11 protein-coding genes are annotated in these 17,388 nt (G+C 59.8%); 5 read left to right on the forward strand and 6 right to left on the reverse strand.

Annotated features, from left to right (window positions below):
- Both HZ994_03985 and HZ994_03990 read right to left on the reverse strand, forming a co-directional pair.
- Positions 1-960, reverse strand: coding sequence for a J domain-containing protein (locus HZ994_03985; protein QTN31520.1), 960 nt, complete (start codon positions 958-960; stop codon positions 1-3).
- 56 nt (positions 961-1,016) lie between these two features.
- The gene (locus HZ994_03990; protein QTN34310.1) at positions 1,017-2,870 is read right to left on the reverse strand and encodes a DUF5060 domain-containing protein; all 1,854 of its coding nucleotides are present in this window, start codon (positions 2,868-2,870) and stop codon (positions 1,017-1,019) included.
- 469 nt (positions 2,871-3,339) lie between these two features.
- On the opposite strand from HZ994_03990, the gene pssA reads away from it, so the two are divergent.
- The 4 genes from pssA to HZ994_04010 all read left to right on the forward strand — a co-directional run bounded on the left by pssA (position 3,340) and on the right by HZ994_04010 (position 10,899).
- Positions 3,340-4,221 (forward strand): CDP-diacylglycerol--serine O-phosphatidyltransferase, encoded by an 882-nt coding sequence (gene pssA, locus HZ994_03995; protein ID QTN31521.1) that lies wholly within the window; start codon positions 3,340-3,342, stop codon positions 4,219-4,221.
- A gap of 6 nt (positions 4,222-4,227) precedes the next feature.
- A complete protein-coding gene (locus tag HZ994_04000; GenBank protein ID QTN31522.1) occupies positions 4,228-5,127 on the forward strand; it encodes a hypothetical protein in 900 nt (299 codons plus the stop codon).
- A gap of 217 nt (positions 5,128-5,344) precedes the next feature.
- Positions 5,345-8,878 (forward strand): hypothetical protein, encoded by a 3,534-nt coding sequence (locus tag HZ994_04005; GenBank protein ID QTN31523.1) that lies wholly within the window; start codon positions 5,345-5,347, stop codon positions 8,876-8,878.
- Positions 8,879-9,705: 827 nt separating this feature from the next.
- The gene (locus HZ994_04010) at positions 9,706-10,899 is read left to right on the forward strand and encodes a KamA family radical SAM protein (GenBank protein ID QTN31524.1); all 1,194 of its coding nucleotides are present in this window, start codon (positions 9,706-9,708) and stop codon (positions 10,897-10,899) included.
- A 203-nt stretch (positions 10,900-11,102) separates the two neighbouring features.
- Here HZ994_04010 and HZ994_04015 read toward each other — a convergent pair whose 3' ends face one another.
- Complete coding sequence (locus HZ994_04015; protein QTN31525.1) at positions 11,103-11,990, reverse strand: alpha/beta hydrolase; 888 nt, start codon at positions 11,988-11,990, stop codon at positions 11,103-11,105.
- A 197-nt stretch (positions 11,991-12,187) separates the two neighbouring features.
- Positions 12,188-12,886, reverse strand: coding sequence for a hypothetical protein (locus tag HZ994_04020; protein QTN31526.1), 699 nt, complete (start codon positions 12,884-12,886; stop codon positions 12,188-12,190).
- Between the two features lie 164 nt (positions 12,887-13,050).
- Between HZ994_04020 and HZ994_04025 the strand changes: the two genes are divergently transcribed.
- Positions 13,051-13,893, forward strand: a complete 843-nt coding sequence (locus tag HZ994_04025) for a septum formation inhibitor Maf (GenBank protein QTN31527.1) — start codon at positions 13,051-13,053, stop codon at positions 13,891-13,893.
- A 204-nt stretch (positions 13,894-14,097) separates the two neighbouring features.
- On the opposite strand, the gene aspS is transcribed toward HZ994_04025, so the two are convergent.
- Together aspS and hisS are read right to left on the reverse strand one after the other, a co-directional pair.
- On the reverse strand, positions 14,098-15,894 hold the full coding sequence (aspS, locus tag HZ994_04030) for an aspartate--tRNA ligase (GenBank protein QTN31528.1): 1,797 nt from the start codon (positions 15,892-15,894) through the stop codon (positions 14,098-14,100).
- A gap of 84 nt (positions 15,895-15,978) precedes the next feature.
- Positions 15,979-17,274: a histidine--tRNA ligase gene (hisS, locus tag HZ994_04035; protein ID QTN31529.1), complete on the reverse strand. Its 1,296-nt coding sequence runs from the start codon at positions 17,272-17,274 to the stop codon at positions 15,979-15,981.
- Positions 17,275-17,388: the final 114 nt, after the last annotated feature.

Consider the following 17,388-nt stretch of genomic DNA (forward strand, 5'->3'; position numbering starts at 1 on the left):
TCAGAGTTCCCTGGGATTGAATTTGGAGAGGTCGCGGAGCTTTTCCCATAGGGCGCGCTCGCTGGCGTCAATGGATGGAGGGGTCTCGATGGAGATCACGACAAAAAGATCTCCTGGGTCGCCCTTTTTGGGGAGGCCGTAGCCCTTGAGGCGGAGCTGATCCCCGGAGCCGGTGCCCGCCGGGATTTTGACCTGCACGGATTTACCGCCGGGGATGTCGATGGAAATCGTCGTGCCGAGCACCGCCTCCCACGGCGCCAGCCCGAGGTCGCGGAAAAGATCGTGCCCTTTCACCCGGAAATCGGGATGGGCGGCGATGCGGACACGGAGGTAAAGGTCGCCTCTCTCTCCGCCGCCAGCCCCCTCCCCGCCGTGACCGGGAACGCGCAGCCTCTGTCCCTCGCCGATACCCGCCGGGATGCGCACCTGGACTTCGTCGGCGATCACCCGGCCTGTCCCGGGCTCGGCCTTGCGGAGGGAAATGGTTCGCATGGAGCCATGGAACGCCTCCTCCAGGGTGACCATGAGGTCGCCCTCGATGTCCTGCCCGCGCCGTGCACCGCCTTGGCCGGGGAAACCGCCGCCGAAACCCGCCGAGCGCCTCGCACCGCCGCCGGAAAAGTATTGCTCGAAGAAATCGCTGAAGCCGGTGCCATCGAACTGGAACTCCGCCCCTCCCGGCATCGGGCCGGAAGACCAGCCGCCGCCCGGCGGCGGGGGCGGTGCCTGCTGGTTCCAGTTCGCGCCGAGCGTGTCGTATTTCTTCCGTTTCTCCGGATCTCCCAGAACCTCGTATGCCTCGTTGATCTCCTTGAATTTTTCCTCCGCCGTGGACTTGTCCTTGGCCACATCCGGATGGTGGGCGCGCGCCAGCTTGCGGAAGGCCTTTTTCACCTCCGCCTGGGGTGCGTCCTTGGTGATACCGAGGATCTGATAGTAGTCTTTGAAGTCGGTTGCCATTCCTTTGGAATCTCAACGGGTTCTATCATCTGCGTTTCCGAATGTCGAACAGCCGATTATTTTTTCCGGACCAGGACGACCCAGTCCTTGTCAGGGTCTGACGGCGGCAGGCCCATGGAATTTCCGATGCCGCCTAGCATCGAGTCTTTCGATCCCACCTGAAGTCTGCCGCCGTTGCGGGGATCGAACCAGCGGATGCTGTAAGCAGATCCGCCTTCAGGCCAGAGATCCCTCTCGCCGCCTTTCGGCAGATAGACGACGTAGGTATCTCCGGGCTTGGAGAAGCAGTAGCCCGCCTCGTTGCCGTTCGGGCTGTTTCCGACTTGTGCGTTGTCACTTCTCATTTCCTGGAACGGGATCTTGTTATCGGAAAAGAATGTCAGCGCGTGGCGGCAGGAATCCCACCACTTATCGCGGCTGCGGAAATCCTGTAGGGTGAGGTCGGAGTGATCGAACTTGTATCCGAAATACCACTCGGTGCCCGTGCCGCCCGCGAGAAGCACGCCCCACAGAGCCTTGTGGCGGGCGTCGGCATAGTTGCCTTTGCCCTGCGGGTTCTTCGCATCCTCGGCGTCGTTCATAAGGCCTTCCTGGGCGCTGCCTGGTTCGTCGTAGGCGACCACCCACGGCTTGCCCGCTGCGGTGGATTTTTCCACCCACTCCAGCACATCCTTGTGCACGTCTCCGAACTTCGGATCGCTGCCCTGCATCGACAGGCCGGTGAGTTTCGACTTCTCCCCTAACAGCGGCGTGTGGATCTTGGATTTCTGCGGTGGATACGTGTGGATGACGATGTTGTGTCCATAGGGATCGGTCTCGTTGAAATACCTTGCCATTTCCCTGCGCTGCAAGTCGGTCTGCTTGTTGTTCTCCTCTCCGAGATTCCAGTTCAGCGCGAGGTGGTGGCCGAAGCGTGCGATCAACTCGCGGTAGTAAAGTTTTCGCTCCACGCCCAGATCGCCGTTATCAAGGAGCGTGTCGTTTTCCGCCTCCTGGGTCTTGAAGTGCAGGTGGAATCCCATGCGATCCGCGTGATCCATCACCACCTCCCACTGGTCCATCCGGGAGACATCGATTCGCACCCGCTCCCCGTAAGCGGTGTACATGAACACGTTCCGATCATCGCCTTCGATGTTCATGGTCATGAATGAGATCGAGTTCACGCCCTCGGAGGCGAGGTAATTGATGGCGCCGATCAGCCCCTTGCCCTTGCCGTCCTGCCAGGTGGGGTCACCGGTCTTCCAATCCTGAACGTGCGGCCCATACGTTTTCACCAACTTGTCCTTTTGGCCGTCACTCTTGAAATCGCCGTCAAAATCAGCATAGGCGAAGAGGTTCTCCGGGGAATCCGCACCCTGCTTGAGGAAATATTTCCCGGTCTCAGCCCAGCGGAGATAGCGCTCGCCCACATATTCCAAACGCCCGCGCGCGCGGTTGTCGCGGCCGGTCTTGTCTGTCTGCCCGACGGTGAATTTCCCTTTCACAATCCCGTCCGGATTCCCGTCCAAGCGGGCGGGCGCGCCCGCATCTTCGCCATCTTCCACGGCCACGCCCTTTCCCGCCCGGAACCGGGCCTCATAGTTCCACTCCCCCGTTTCGGGCGGAGAAAAGTTCACTCTCCAGATCTTTCCGGAACCCTCACCCGTTTCACCCGCCGCCCCATCCGCAGCGAAATATCCCGGCACCACCATGCTCCGCCCGGAAGCGGCATGGCGGAAGACAACGTTCAGGCGGTAGTCGAGGAACGGGTTGGGAGTCCCGTTTTCCCAACTCCCCGGCCCCTCGAAGACAATCCCAACGCGATGCCACTTCTTCAGCTCGCCATGCACCCCCTTGGCAATTTTCGAGGTTGCCACCGGGCCAAGCGGAGCTGGAGCCGCCCCATCGGTGACCGTGAAGCCGATCTCCATGATCTCACCGCCTGAGGCGGTCGCCCGCAAGCTGTGCTTTCCGACCGATGGAGTCCAGGAAGCAAAATCCCCGCCCTTGTCCCCGGTCAGCGAATAGGGCGCGCCCCCCTCTGTCCGGAAGTTCGTTTTCCCGTCCAGATCAAAGCGGACTTTCCCGGGCTCCTTTCCTCCGGCCACCGCCTCAATGCTGAGATTCCGTGTGGGAAGCTTGCGCAGATCGATCACCGCACCATCTTCCAACGGACTGAAACCTGCGATCGGCCGGTCCTTATCCGCATCGATCAACCGGAACTCCTTTAACGCCTCGCCCTTCGCGAACAGGGACAAGGCCAGCAACTTGGGAAGAGATGCAATCACACGCATCCATCGACTACGAAGGGCCGAATGCTACATTTCAAACAAATTCCAGGCAGCTCTGAGGATTTCTTCGTGGTTGAGAAAACGCGCCAGTGGGTGCAAGGTCTGCTCCATGCCCGCCACCCGCGACCCGGACGAGCCGAAGATCTTCTTCCTCCCGAACCTGATGACCGCCTGCAACCTCGCCTGCGGCTTCTTCGCCGTGCTGATGATTTTCAAGGGCCAGATCGAGGTGCAGAAAGTCACGGGCGACAGCATTGTGGCCGCCAAGGAATACTACGAGATCTCCCGGAAATTCTACGAATACGCGATCCTTCTCATCTTCGGCTCCTGCCTCTTTGATCTGCTCGACGGGCGGCTTGCACGGCTCGGCGGACAGGAATCCCCCTTCGGCCAGGAGTTCGACTCGCTGGCGGACATCATCTCCTTCGGCATGGCTCCCGCCCTGCTGATGTCCCGAGCCGTGCTTTTCCCGCTCGGCAACATCGGCTGGGGCATCGCGCTCATCTACCTCGTCTGCGGGGCGATGCGGCTCGCTCGTTTCAACTGCCTCGCCTCCATGCCGAAAAAGCCCGGCGCGAGCTCCGATTTCCGCGGCATCCCCATCCCCATGGCCGCCGGTTTCATCGCCTCGATCACCTTCCTCATCATCGACCTCTACAAGAACGACCACGAGGTCGGCCCGTGGAAATACGTGTTGGCGGCTGCGATGCTTTTTCTCTCCTGGCTAATGATCAGCGATGTCCGCTACCCGTCTTTCAAGACCGTCGGCTGGAAAACGCGCGGCACCTACACCGCCATCCTGCTGGCCGTGGTGCTGTTGTTCATCACCGTGCAGTTCCGCTATGTCATGCCGGTGGTGCTGTTCAGCGCATACCTTCTCTACGGCTTCATCCGCCCTTGGCTTTCCCAGCGGATGCGCAAGGAAATCGAGGTCTATTCTCCTCCCGAGGATACACCGGATGATCCCAAGGAAAACCCCACCGAATACTGACCCACTATGGCCGAAGACGGAAAGAAATCCCGCATCATCCCCTGGCTGCTCGTTATCCTGCCGGTGTGGGTATTCGTATCCGCAGGCTTCGCGTTGGTGAAATATTTCAAGGATGAGAAAGCGGATGCCGCAAAGGAAGAGCAGCGCTTCGCCCGCTCGGTATCGGCGGGGTCCATCGCGGACGATCTCCGGAAAACCATCGAAGTCATCGGCGAGCGCAACACCGGCATCCCGGAAAAACTCTCCGCCATGGCCTCCATGATCGCAGGATCGCTCGGCCCGTCGAACACCGGATATGAGGTGAAACCCATCGAAGGCCCCGCAGGCTTCCCCATCCTCCAGGCATCGGTCGGGGCAAAGGACAGGGATGCATCGCCCGTGTGGGTGCTGACCTCCTACGATTCCCCGGCCGGTTCGCGCGGCGCTGAAAGAAACGCCACCGGCCTGGCCGCGACGATGGCCGCCTCCCAGGCGCTTGCCGATGCCGAACCGTCCCACCCCATCCGTTTCCTGTTCCTTCCCCACGCCAACGAAGCCGACTCGCCCATCGCCGAGACAGCCCTCACCGTTGCGAACCTCATGAAGCAGTCACCCGCCCCCAAAGCCATCCTCTGCATCGAGGCCATGGGCGATGCGGAAACCCTCATTCTCTCATCCCGCGACACCGCTGCCATTCCGACAAGGGAATTCCAGGGCCTCGGAAAGATCCTGGGAGCCGAAGTCACCTGCCTTGGCGACGATTTCGACCTCTCCTCCACTCTCTTCGAGATGGGCCTTCCCGCCATCCGCATCGCCACCCGCCCCACCCTCCTGCCGGACGAAAAGGACGACAAGATCCCCTTCGCCCCAACCGTCGCCGCATCGGCGGGGCGGCTGGTGGAACTGTTGGAGAGGCTGTCCCGATAGGAGCGGATGCCTCTCCACCCGCTGTCACTACCCCGCATATCCACAGGAGGTCGAGACACCACCCCAGTCCAAGGGATCGGAGGCGCCCAATCTCCTTGGGTGAAGTCGTTTGTCCCCGTGACATTTGAGAACCCAAAATCCGCTGCAAACCCTTGTTTTGTCTTGCAAATCTGGATATCCTAACAATGAATCTTACGTCTATGTTACCGCTACGGTTATGAAAATCATCCTCCGCTCCCTGCCAATCCACCTGAGTTTCATTTCCAGCGCTCTCCTGGCATTGCCAGCCGTCGCGCAATATTCTACGCCGCCCCCACCCGAGATCGTCTCGGCATGGAAACTCGATTCTGAAAACGTAGTTGTAATATTCAGGCATGACGGCGTTTTCTACTTCATCGATGGCATGACAGGTCATCTGGGCATGGAGCGCGGCACGTATGAATGGGATAAGGACACAGGTGCATTCTCCGTGGATGTCATCGTCGATACCAATGATGATGCCGGACTATCCCATCCAGGAGCAGCAACCACGGTATCCATCGTTGGCAACACCCTGAATTATACAGTCGCGGGCGAAGGCACATTTGCCCTTGCGCGCGTGGTCAATACCGCCAACGCCATCGTAGGCTCCTGGCATCTTCCGGGCCTGGACGCGAACGTGACTTTCCTCTCCGACGGCACCTACTACCACTCCGAGGAATCCGATAACGAACCGGAGAGCACAACCGGCATGGAGCGCGGCACATATTCCTGGAACAGCTCAACCGGAGCCCTCAGCGCAACACCCATCACCGACACGAACGGGGACATCGGCCTAAGCAACCCCACGCCCTCGTTCAATGCGACGATCACGGGAAACATCATGACCCTTGTCGAAGGTGATGAAACGTATGTTCTCCGCCGCATCACACCGATCCTGGCCCCGCTGGCGCGAAATGATTTTGAGGTGGATAAGTTCGCGAACTATCGGCAATCCAGCGCGGCGGCCCCCTCGCTGTTGCCCGGCCCGCCGAATGATGACCAGCCGTTCTGGGGCGAAGCCTACATAGACACTGTTTCAGGCACAGGCGGAACGCTGGGCATCACAGGCCAAGCCGTGCAGAATTTCGTGAATGATGACGGATGGTCCATCGCGAAGGAATACACCACCCTCTCCGCCCTCAACGCCGCCAGCGCCTTTCCCAACGGGGCGAACTACACGTTCTCCCGCACCGGCGGCAGCGCTACGCTGAGCTTTCCGGCCAACGGCGCCTTCCCTCCAGCGCCCGCCATCCTCGGCAACGGCGAAAACGGAGCATGGAACAACGGAGTCTACGTGCTAGGCCAAAACCAAACCCTGATTTGGAGCGCCCACACGGCATTCGACCCCACCATCCTTGTCACCGTCTTGACCGTCGTCGATCAGGATACCGGTTTTGAAATCATGAAAGAGGAGGTGATCCAGGGCGACATCGTCTCTTACGACTTCCGCGGCAAGCTCACCCCGGGCGCTACCTACGACGTGATACTCGAGCACGTGAAAATCGCAGGCTCCACCACATCCGGCACCGGACCCTTCGCGGGAAAGCTCGGATACGCCCTCTACAACTCCAACACCCGGTTCAGCATGGCGACCGAGAACCGGCACGTACACACCCTCGTGGCATGGAAGCAGAAAATTTCCGGGCAACAGTCCCCATCCCTTCTTTCGCCGATCGGAGCCGCCTTCAATGCGGGCGTCGAAGGCTCCGGGATCTCCGCCACGTTTCCCTCATCCAACATAACCCTTACCAAGCCGGACAGCTCCACAGTCCCCTTCCAACTGGATATCGACCGCTGGGACGCCGGTGCAGAGTTCGCCAGCTTCGCCGAACTCCAAACGGCATTCCCTGACGGAACCTACAACATCAATATCGGCGGCGATCCGACCCCCATCATCGTCAGCGGCGCGAACTACCCCAACCAGCCGCTCGTGACCTCTTCCGCCGGCACCTGGGTGAACGGAAAACTCCGGATCACCGCCTCGCAAGCGGCTGCGGGCTTCACCCTCAGCTCGAATCACTCAACGGGCAACGGCTTCGAAACACTCGATGTGCTCGATGTCGCCTTGGATGAGTATGTCGTCAGGGCCGTCAATGATTTGGATCCTGCCCCACAGCCTACCGACACATCCGTGAGCGCATCCATCGGCCCCAATCTCCTCACCGTCGGCAAAAGCTACGAGGTGGAAGTGGAGTTCGACGAGGTCGTTGATTTCACCGCGCTCCAAGGCAAACCCTGGGGCTTGTCGCCCGACGGCAGCGCCAGCGCCTTCGGTCTCCTTAGCAGCACCACCCTCCTGACCATCGAGGTCATCGCCGACTCTCCTCCGGTGGTGGAATTCGTCGTCGCCGTCAAGGATGTAAGGCACTTTCAGACCGGTCAGGGCACCGTCATTCTCGACCCCTCACCGGTGACTCCGACAAATGGCGGGCCGTTTGGATTTGCAGCGGGTGTCCAAGGCCAGAACATGGTTTCGCTCCCCGCACCGACTGTGACGCCCCCGCCCGGCACGCCGAGCACCATCCAAGATCCTTTCTACAACACCCTCTTCTTTGATGCTGCGGACGATGAACTCTCCTGGCGCTACGGCCCCGATGCCAACGACTGGGGCGCCACCTCCCAGGCAGGCATCGATAACCGATTCCCCAACGGCACCTACACCTTCCTGGTCAACGGAGTGTCAGTGCCTCTAAGCCTAACCGGTGACGCGTATCCGAACATCCCGCAATTGACGCTGACCGGCGGATCATGGATCAACGGCAAATACGCCATGGACGCAGCGAATGCGCTCACCGTCACTACGAACACTTTCACCGGATACGGTTCCAACGTCGATGGCCGTGTCTTCCTTGAAATCAATGATACAAGCGTTGAGCATTTCAGAAGCAGCAGTCCGGCCACAAATTTCGCCACCCTTTCTGTTCCTTCAAATTCCCTTCCGCTCAATGACATCTCGCGGATCGACGCGGAATTCGGCGCGATCGTATCGAAGAGCAACGCGATTCCCGGATCGTATAGCGCGGCTCTTTATGCGAGGCAGCTCAAAGCCGAGGTTCACATCCTGCCGAAAATCATCACCCAATCGCCGAGCCGCGTGATGCAGCCCAATACCTCGGTAAATCTGGAAGTCGCGGCAACAGGCAGCCCTATGTCCCCCGGTGGCAGCATGCTCTACCAGTGGAGGAAGAACGGAGTCATCCTGCCTGATGAATCATCCTCCACCCTGGCTGTGCTTGCTGATTCCGCCGGCATTTCAGGAACCTACACCTGTACGGTCAGCAACTCCGTCGGCAGCGCGACCACCGAGCCAATCATCATCGAGTATGCCGACGCTTACCAAGCCTACGCGACCGGGTTTGCGCTGAACTCCGCCACGGGTGGCGCTCCGGACGGGGATTTCGATAACGATGGCATCGACAACCTCCTTGAGTTTGTCCTCGGTGGCAGCCCCACAGACTCGAACCCCAACCTTCTGAAAAACGCTACGACCACCCCTGCGGCCACCGGACGCAACCTCGTGTTTTTCTACGACAGGAAATCCGCCGCAAGCTCCGTCAATGTGGTTCTCGAAACCTCACCCTCGCTCACCGGAATATGGACTGCTGCCATCCATGGTGTGAATGGGGTCGTCATATCCACATCCACATTGGACGGCAGCACTCAACGCGTCACCGCGACGATACCGTCCGAGGAAACGAAACTTTTCGTCCGCCTTCGTGCGACCCGTTGAGCGTGCGGTGACCTCCATGCATGTCATGATTGGGCATTGCGGCGAATGCTCGATCGTACCCCAATATGCGTCCTCCGAACAAAGCAGCTGTTGATCGTACGAAGCGCTCTTGAAATTCCCGGGCTGAGGGAGCTTGCTGCGGGATTCCGACATTTCGACGAGGCGGACAGAAACCAATCGTCTCTGCCCCCCTGGCCTTGGGTGCCGAGATCATATGCTTGGCGACGGCTTCAACCCCGCTTTCAAGCGACTTGAAATGGATCTCCCTGCCATCCGAATTGCGATGTGTCCCACGCCGCCCCCCAGAAAAAGCCGATGACAAGATCCCCTTCGCCCCCAGCGTTGCGGCATCAACGTGGCGGCTGGTGGAACTGGTGTAGAGGCTTCCAAGGCAAGGGCGACAGCTTGAAGCCCTCTTGACATCTGTTCTGCAATACAGAAACGTGATCCCTGATCGCAAGATACCGGGACAAGGAAATCATTAGGCTATAGCAAAATAACAAAACGATTTCCCGCCGATCTCCTCCATCGTGCGATTGCCAAGCTCAACCTACTGGATGCCGCCACCTCACTTGATTCGATGCGAATATCTCCCAGCAACCATCTCGAAACGCCACGTGGCGATCGCCTCGGCCAACACGGCACGTTTTTCAACATCGATACACAGTTTTGGATCAATCTGCAGAGACGATGCGATCTCCGCCTCGTCCGCCAACGGAAGGAAAAGAAAGCACGCGCCCGGGTTCAGCCGCTTTCCCGATAATGCCCAAATCGACCCTTGACCCTAGACGCTTCCTGCCCGACCGATTTGCCCTCAACAGAAGCGAATGACCACCCCTAGCGATCTCGACACCACCTTCCGCTCCCACGCCCCCGGCTATTGGGCAGATTCCGACATGGAGAATTGGGGCGATCCGAAATGGCAGCTCCGCAACCGCATCGATTCGCTCGCGGATCTCGAGGCGCGCATCAAGCTCACCGATGAAGAGCGTGCCGGCGTCCTGCTCGCCGGCACGAAGCTTGCGATGTCCATCACCCCGCATTTCTTCAACCTGATCGACAAGGACGATCCGGATTGCCCGATCCGCCGCCAGGTGATCCCACGCATCGAGGAAGCCTGGACTGCCCCGGAGGAACTGGCCGATCCCTGCGGCGAGGACTCCCACATGCCCGTCCCCGGCCTTGTCCACCGCTACCCTGACCGCGTGCTTTTCCTAGTGACCGACCGCTGCGCCTCCTACTGCCGCTACTGCACCCGCTCGCGGGTCGTCTCCGGTGTCGGCGAGCAACAGCTGGAGACCCAGTGGGAAGCAGCCTTCCAATACCTTGAGAAACACACCGAAGTCCGTGACGTCCTGCTCTCCGGCGGCGATCCGCTGCTTTTCTCCGATGCGAAACTGGACAAGATCCTAACCCGCCTGCGAGCCATCCCGCACATCCAGTTCCTCCGCATCGGCTCGCGCATCCCCATTTTCCTGCCGCAACGGATCACTCCGGAACTCTGCGCGATGCTGAAGAAACACCACCCGCTGTTCATTTCCATCCACAGCAACCACCCGAAGGAACTGACCACCGAAGTGCGCGACGGCTTGGTGCGGCTCGCCGAGGCCGGCATCCCGCTCGGCAACCAATCCGTTCTGCTGCGCGGGGTGAACGACTCGCCGGAGATCCAGAAAGCCCTGGTCCACAAGCTGCTGATGTGCCGCGTGCGCCCGTATTATCTCTATCAGTGCGATCTTATCACCGGCTCCTCCCACCTCCGCACTTCCGTATCCGAAGGGGTCGATATCATCGAGCAACTTCGCGGCCACACCACCGGCTACGCCGTCCCACAGTTCGTCATCGACGGCCCCGGCGGCGGCGGGAAAATCCCGGTGAACCCGAATTACGTGGTCGATTCAGATCCATCGAAAGTCACCCTCCGCAACTACGAGGGAGGCATCTTCGATTACCCGAATCCATCTACGATTTCCGCAGATGAAATGAAAGCGCTCCACGAAAAGGCGCTCTGTGGCAGATGAGTGGCATCGCCACCTGATTGCGCTAACATCGCGGAAAAGGAACTCACCCCATGATCGGAGGCCACCCCGTCACCGCTCTGGTTCATCCTGGCGGAACTTGATTACGCGACCATGCCGTGAGCGAACTGAGCCTCACCCAACCCGTTTCACCGACCCACGCAATGCGGGGGAAAGCTGGGCGAGGAATGCGAACGCGACACCGTTCACGGGTCTTTGACTTTCGCCGGGACAAGCCCCTGTCGCGCCAGCCATTCTAGAGATCCGCGTTGCCATGCATCCCACATCGGCCCCTTGTAGCCGTTGAGGCCATGGCCTCCGGACGGGAGCTCCAGGTATTCGCTTTCCCGTCCGTGGGATTTCATCGCCTCGTGGAAAGACATGCTGTTCTCCGGAGGCACCACCTTGTCGTCCTTTGCGTGCGCAAGGTAAACCGGAGGCGTTTCGGCATTCACTTGCAGCTCATTGGAAAAAAGTTTCACCATCTCCGGGGACGGTTCCGCACCGAGGAGATTCCTGCGCGACCCGCCGTGCGTGAGCTCTCTCATCGTGATCACCGGATAAATCAGAATCGCGAAATCCGGACGGCAGCTTATGGCATCCTGCTCCTTGCCCTTTCCGAAATGCGTTGCAACGGTCGATGCGAGATGTCCGCCTGCGGAAAATCCGATGATGCCGAGCTTCTTTTCGTCGATTGCCCATGGCTTGGCATTTTCGCGAGCCAGTCGGATCGCCCGCTGTGCGTCCAGCAGCGGCACCTCCGCCCGCCCTTTCGGCAACCGGTATTTCAATACGATCCCGGTGATACCCTGCTTGTTGAGCCACTCCGCAATCCCATTCCCCTCCCCGCCCATCACCAAGCCGCCATAGCCGCCGCCGGGACAGATCACCATGGCAGCCCCGTTGGGTTTCTCCGGACGGTGAAGCAGGACAAACGCCTCCTCATCCGTGAAACCGCCTCTCCCATCGGGCGCTTTTCCGGCTTCCCAAAGATTGATTTTTTCAGGTTCCGCGGACAAGGACGTGACCCACAAGGAAAGGAGAAGGCAGGACAGGTAACGGATGCCGGGAAGCCGGGACGTTGGGATTTTCATTTCCCGGATAATCCACGCAGCTCCCGCCATAGGCAAGCCTTCGCAGAATCGCCGGCATCCCTGGTTCTCTTCCACTTCCCAAGTTGCCTCCCGCTATGGATTCGACCTTTTGGCTCGGAAGTAGCCTGCGAATTCAACGCGTTCCTCAGGCGAAATTCCTCCCCCGGTGTTTTTGGACGCAAGCTCCCAAATCCGCCTCACTCCGGCACACCCAGATCCACCGTCCCCTTCGGCAGCCATTTCACACCGGAAACTTCGGTGAAACGCATCTGCTCCCCAAGCTTGCCGTTCTCCATGGAAAATGTCCGGTGCCCGCCCGCGAGCTTCACACCGCCAACATCCTGCAGGTCATCGAGAGTGATGAACTTCGGTGGCCCGATCCCGTCCTTGGCAACGAGGTCGCTGGTGACGATGTAATAGGCTCCCCTCGTCAGCTTCGTTTCAGGGTCGATGAGCAGCACATAGTAATCATCCGGCGTATCGCAAGCCGACATGTCGTAGGTGACTTTCACCTGGGTGGATTCCTTGCCCTCGAATTCCATGGTCTCCGGAAGCAGCTCGAAGCTGGCCCCGGGATCGTTGAACACAAAAGGGATGCCTAGGAAATAGATCGGGGTGAGCGCCCAGAATCGCGGTGGCGGTGAAAATTCCGCGGCTTCAGGGCGGATCCAAAACACGCCTCCGTTCATACCAAAACGGATGTCCTTGCCCTCCACCTCATGCATCACCGCCATCGTCCCCGGATCAAAGGTCTGCACCGTATCGACAACCGCTTCCGGCCCCTTGTCGGTCATGTGGTATTTCCAGCGGAACTGAAGCTGGCCATTGCCATACCATCTCTCCGTCCCGCCGTGCGCCTCAATTGACTCCATCACCAGCCGGCGGGCTTCGTCCACAACAAGCGCCGAATTCTCCGCCCGCTTCCCACAACCCGAAAGTGAAACACAGATCGAGGCCACACATGCCAATGAATGGGATTTGATCGCCAACCCTCGACCCGGAAGCCATTTTCTCAAGCGGCAATCTGGCCAAGCGAACCAACCCCTGCCATCATCCAAGCATGAAAGCCGTTTCCATCAGCCTCCTCCTCATCCTTCCGCTCCATGCGGACAAGATCCGCGACCATTGGTTCAGCGGTGCGGAGATCAGCAGCTACCGGCTGACCCAATCCCACTATGGTGAGAGCCACCCCGGCCATGCAGAGCTGATCTTCGTCACCGAGCCATTCCTGTTAGGGCAACAGGTCAAGGATGAGAGCGGTAGGGGCGACTCCGCCGATATCCTCAAGCTCAATGCCCTCACCACCTTCCACACCGGCATCTACTCCTACCGGACGATGACGAGCACCTTCCGCCCCATCGACCTCGAAAGATTCCCCCACGCCCTGAAATCCACCACCTCCATCCAGGATTGGTGCGGGCAGGCTTTCCAACAATCGAACTTCCGCGAAAACGGTTGGAGCGTGCAGCTCCGCTCCTACTTCGAGAGCGCAGGAGACAAGGACCTGACGCTTCCCGCCGCCCACCTCGAAGACGCGCTCTGGATCACCCTGCGGCTCGATCCGAAAAAACTCCCCACCGGAAAAACCGAAATCATCCCCGGTGCCATCTTCACCCGACTGAACCACCAACCCATCGCCGCCGTTTCGGCGATGGCCTCGCTCACCGAATCCGGGAAAACCAGCACCTACAAAATCAGCTACCCATCGCTCGAACGCACGCTCGCCATCCGCTTTGACACCGTCTTCCCCCATGTCATCCGCAACTGGCAGGAAACCACCCCCAAAGGCACCACCACCGCCATACTCAGCAAGCGCTTGGAGAACATCGACTACTGGCGAATGAACAAGCCCGGCGACGCGGTGAAACGCAAGGAACTCGGCCTCAGCCCCGTGGCGGATTGAGGAGCCCATTCGGCGCTTCCCGCAGGTAGCGCATCAGGCAACTCGATCTCGGTGTGGTGCCATCCGGGTCAGGTCTGAATGGCAAGGATCAAGTTCGAATCGATTCCCGATCGTTCAATCCTTCCGTGATTTTTCACACTTTTGCGGGATCACACTGATTTGGCATTTGCAGCACTTGATTTCCACAGCAGCAATCCCCTCCCATCACTCCCCCGCCTTCGGCTCTTCCGCCTTCTTCTTGTAGGTGCTTTGGACATAAACCTCGCGGAGTTCCTTCATGCCGATCTCGCAGGGGCTCTGCGCCATGAGGTCGGCCCCCTTGTTGTTCTTCGGGAAGGCGATGACCTCGCGGATGCTGTCCTCTCCGGCGACGAGCATCGCGATGCGGTCCAGGCCGAGAGCCAGGCCGCCGTGCGGGGGTGCTCCGAAGCGGAACGCATCGAGGATGTGGGCGAACTTGATCTGCTGCTCCTCGGGGCTGACACCGAGAACACCGAACATCTTCGCCTGAAGATCCTTTTCGTGGATACGGATCGATCCGCCGCCGAGCTCGTAGCCGTTCAGGACGACATCATACGCGACCGCGCGGACGTTGGCGAAATCACCGGCCTCCAGCTTGGCGATGTCATCGGGATGCGGGCGGGTGAAGGGGTGGTGGACGGCGACCCAATCTCCGCTTTCCTCGTCCTGGGCGAGCAGCGGGAAATCGACGACCCAGAGGAAATTGAATTTGCCTGGATCATTGTTCAGGCCCTGCATCACCGCGCACTCGGAGCGCACTCTGCCGAGGATGGTGGAAACGCTTTCCCGCGAACCGGCGGCGAAGAAAACGATGTCGCCCTCCTCAAGATTCATCTTTGCGGTGACGGCCGCCTTTTCGGGATCCGAGAAAATCTTCCACAGCGGGCTCTTGTATTCGCCGCCCTCCAGCTTGATGAAGGCGAGGTTTTTCACGGGGAGACCCGCCTGCACGGCGATCTCGTTGAGGCGGTTCATCTGGCCGGTGGTGATGCCGGCGAAGCCTTTGGCGTTGATCGCGCGGACGACGCCGCCGCCATCAAGCACGCCACGGAAAATCTTGAACTCCGTTGCGGCGAACACATCGGCGAGATCCGTGATCTTCATCCCAAAACGGGTGTCGGGCTTGTCGGAACCGTAGATATCCATCGCATCCGCGTAGGTCATGCGCTCGAATTTCGCGGGAATTTCAATCCCCAATCCGGCCTTGAACATGGAGCCAAGCAGGCCTTCCACGAGGGCGAGGATTTCCTCCTGCCCGATAAAGCTCGCCTCGATGTCGATCTGGGTGAACTCCGGCTGGCGGTCGGCGCGCAGATCCTCGTCGCGGAAACAGCGGGCGATCTGGTAGTATTTTTCCAGACCGGCGACCATCATGAGCTGCTTGTATTGTTGCGGAGCCTGCGGGAGGGCGTAGAATTTCCCGGGGTTCAGGCGGGAAGGGACGAGGAAATCGCGGGCGCCTTCCGGGGTCGGGTTCGAGAGGATGGGTGTCTCGATCTCGAAAAAGCCGGACTCGTCGAGGAAACGGCGGGCGGCGGAGGTGATCTTGCTGCGCTGGCGGATGTTCTTCGCCATACGCGGGCGGCGCAGGTCGAGGTAGCGGTATTTCATCCGCAGGTCCTCGTTGGAAAGCTCCTTGTCGAGCTGGAAGGGCAGCACGTCCGCCTTGTTGACAATCTCCATCGCCGTGGCGACGATCTCGATGGAACCGGTGGCCATCTTGGCATTGTCTGCACCTTCAAGGCGCTTCGACACCTTGCCGCTCACCTGCACGACATCCTCCTCGCGGAGGGTGTGGGAAAGCCTCGCCGCCTCCGCGCTTTCCTCCGGACGGAACACGCATTGGGTCAGCCCCTCGCGGTCGCGCAGGTCGATGAAGATGACGCCGCCATGGTCGCGGGCCGAATTCACCCAGCCGATGAGAGTGACGGTTTGCCCGATGTGGGCTTCGTTGATTTCGTTGCAGTGATGGGTGCGCATTTTCTTAAATTCTAAATCTCAAATTCTAAATCCTAATTGCTCTTCATTCGCGGCCATTCGCGGCCATTCGCGGTCAAAATATGGTCATGCCAACAAAGGCGCATCGGGTTCGGTGAGGCGGTTGAGCATCCACTCGACGAGGGCGCTTGCATCGCATTGCTCTTCGGTCCGGCTGGCGAGGATCTTGATTTTCACCTGCGGAAACTCCTCGCCAATGATGATGGCGAAGCGCGCCCCGGATTTCTCGGCGGCCTGGAACTGCTTGGCGACCTTGGCTGCGGAAAGCGGCAAATCCACGGCGATGCCAGCCCGGCGGAGATCGGTGACGAGCCTGAGAGCCTCGCCGCGCATTCCCTCATCCGGCACGACGATGTAGGCCTCGCATCCGGCGGCGTTGCGCTGCAGCCAGGCTTCCATCTGAATGGCGGCGTGGGTGGTTTCCTCGATGAGGTTGCGGATCACGTAGTCGCCCATCGCGAATCCGGTGGCAGGCATGTCCACGGCACCATCGGAAATGGTTTTCACCAAGGTGTCGTAGCGCCCTCCCCCGGCCACGGCACGCATGGATTTCTTGGAATCGAAGACCTCGAAAACCACGCCGGTATAATAAGCTAGGCCACGGACGATCGAAAGATCCAGCTCCACGAAGCCTCCGAACCCGCGTGCCTTCAGGTCGGCGAGGATTTCGTTGAACGTCCCTTCCGCGTTCTGCGGGTTGGCGACGAAATCTTTCACCTCGGCGAGCGCCGTCCCGAAAGCGGCCAGCTTCTGCTCGAGCAGCTCGGGCTTTTCGCGCTCCAGTTTGTCCACGAGGTTGAGGAAATCCGGCATCCTCTCATCGCTCACTCCCCGCGCCTCGGCGAATTTCACCCAGGCATTGCGATCGGAGACGCGAACCACGAAATCCCCCTCTACGAAACCGAAGGAAAGCATCGTTTCGATCGCCAGCGCGATGAGTTCCGCATCCGCGCCCGGCCCGGCCTCGCCGAGGATATCGACGTTGAACTGGTGGAACTCCCTGCCGCGCCCTTTCTGGGGCTTTTCGTAGCGGAAGCACTGGCCGATTTCGAACCACTTGAGCGGCTTCGGATAGGCCCGCTGTTCCGCAGCCGCGATCCGGGCGAGGGAGGCTGTGACCTCGGGGCGCAGGGTGACATCCCGCCCGCCTTGGTCCTCGAAGCGGAAAAGCTGGGAGGAGAGCTCGCCGCCGGACTTTTTCAGGTAGAGCCCGGTGTCCTCGAGGATGGGTGTTTCATACTCCACATGTCCGCAGCGGCGTGCGACCCGGCGCCAGGTCTCGAACAGGTAATTGCGCACCGCACACTCACGTGGGGTGAAATCTCGGAATCCTGGAAGTGCTTGGAATGTGGTGCCAGCCATTGCGCGGGGCGCGACAATGCACGGCAAGCCCGACATATCAAGTCAAAGTAACCAAACAAAGGCGTTCCGATGACACTCCGCCATTCCGGATGGATCAAGCCGTGGCAAGGCCTG

The sequence above is a fragment of the Akkermansiaceae bacterium genome (genome assembly GCA_017798145.1).
Taxonomy (GTDB): Bacteria; Verrucomicrobiota; Verrucomicrobiia; order Verrucomicrobiales; family Akkermansiaceae; genus Luteolibacter.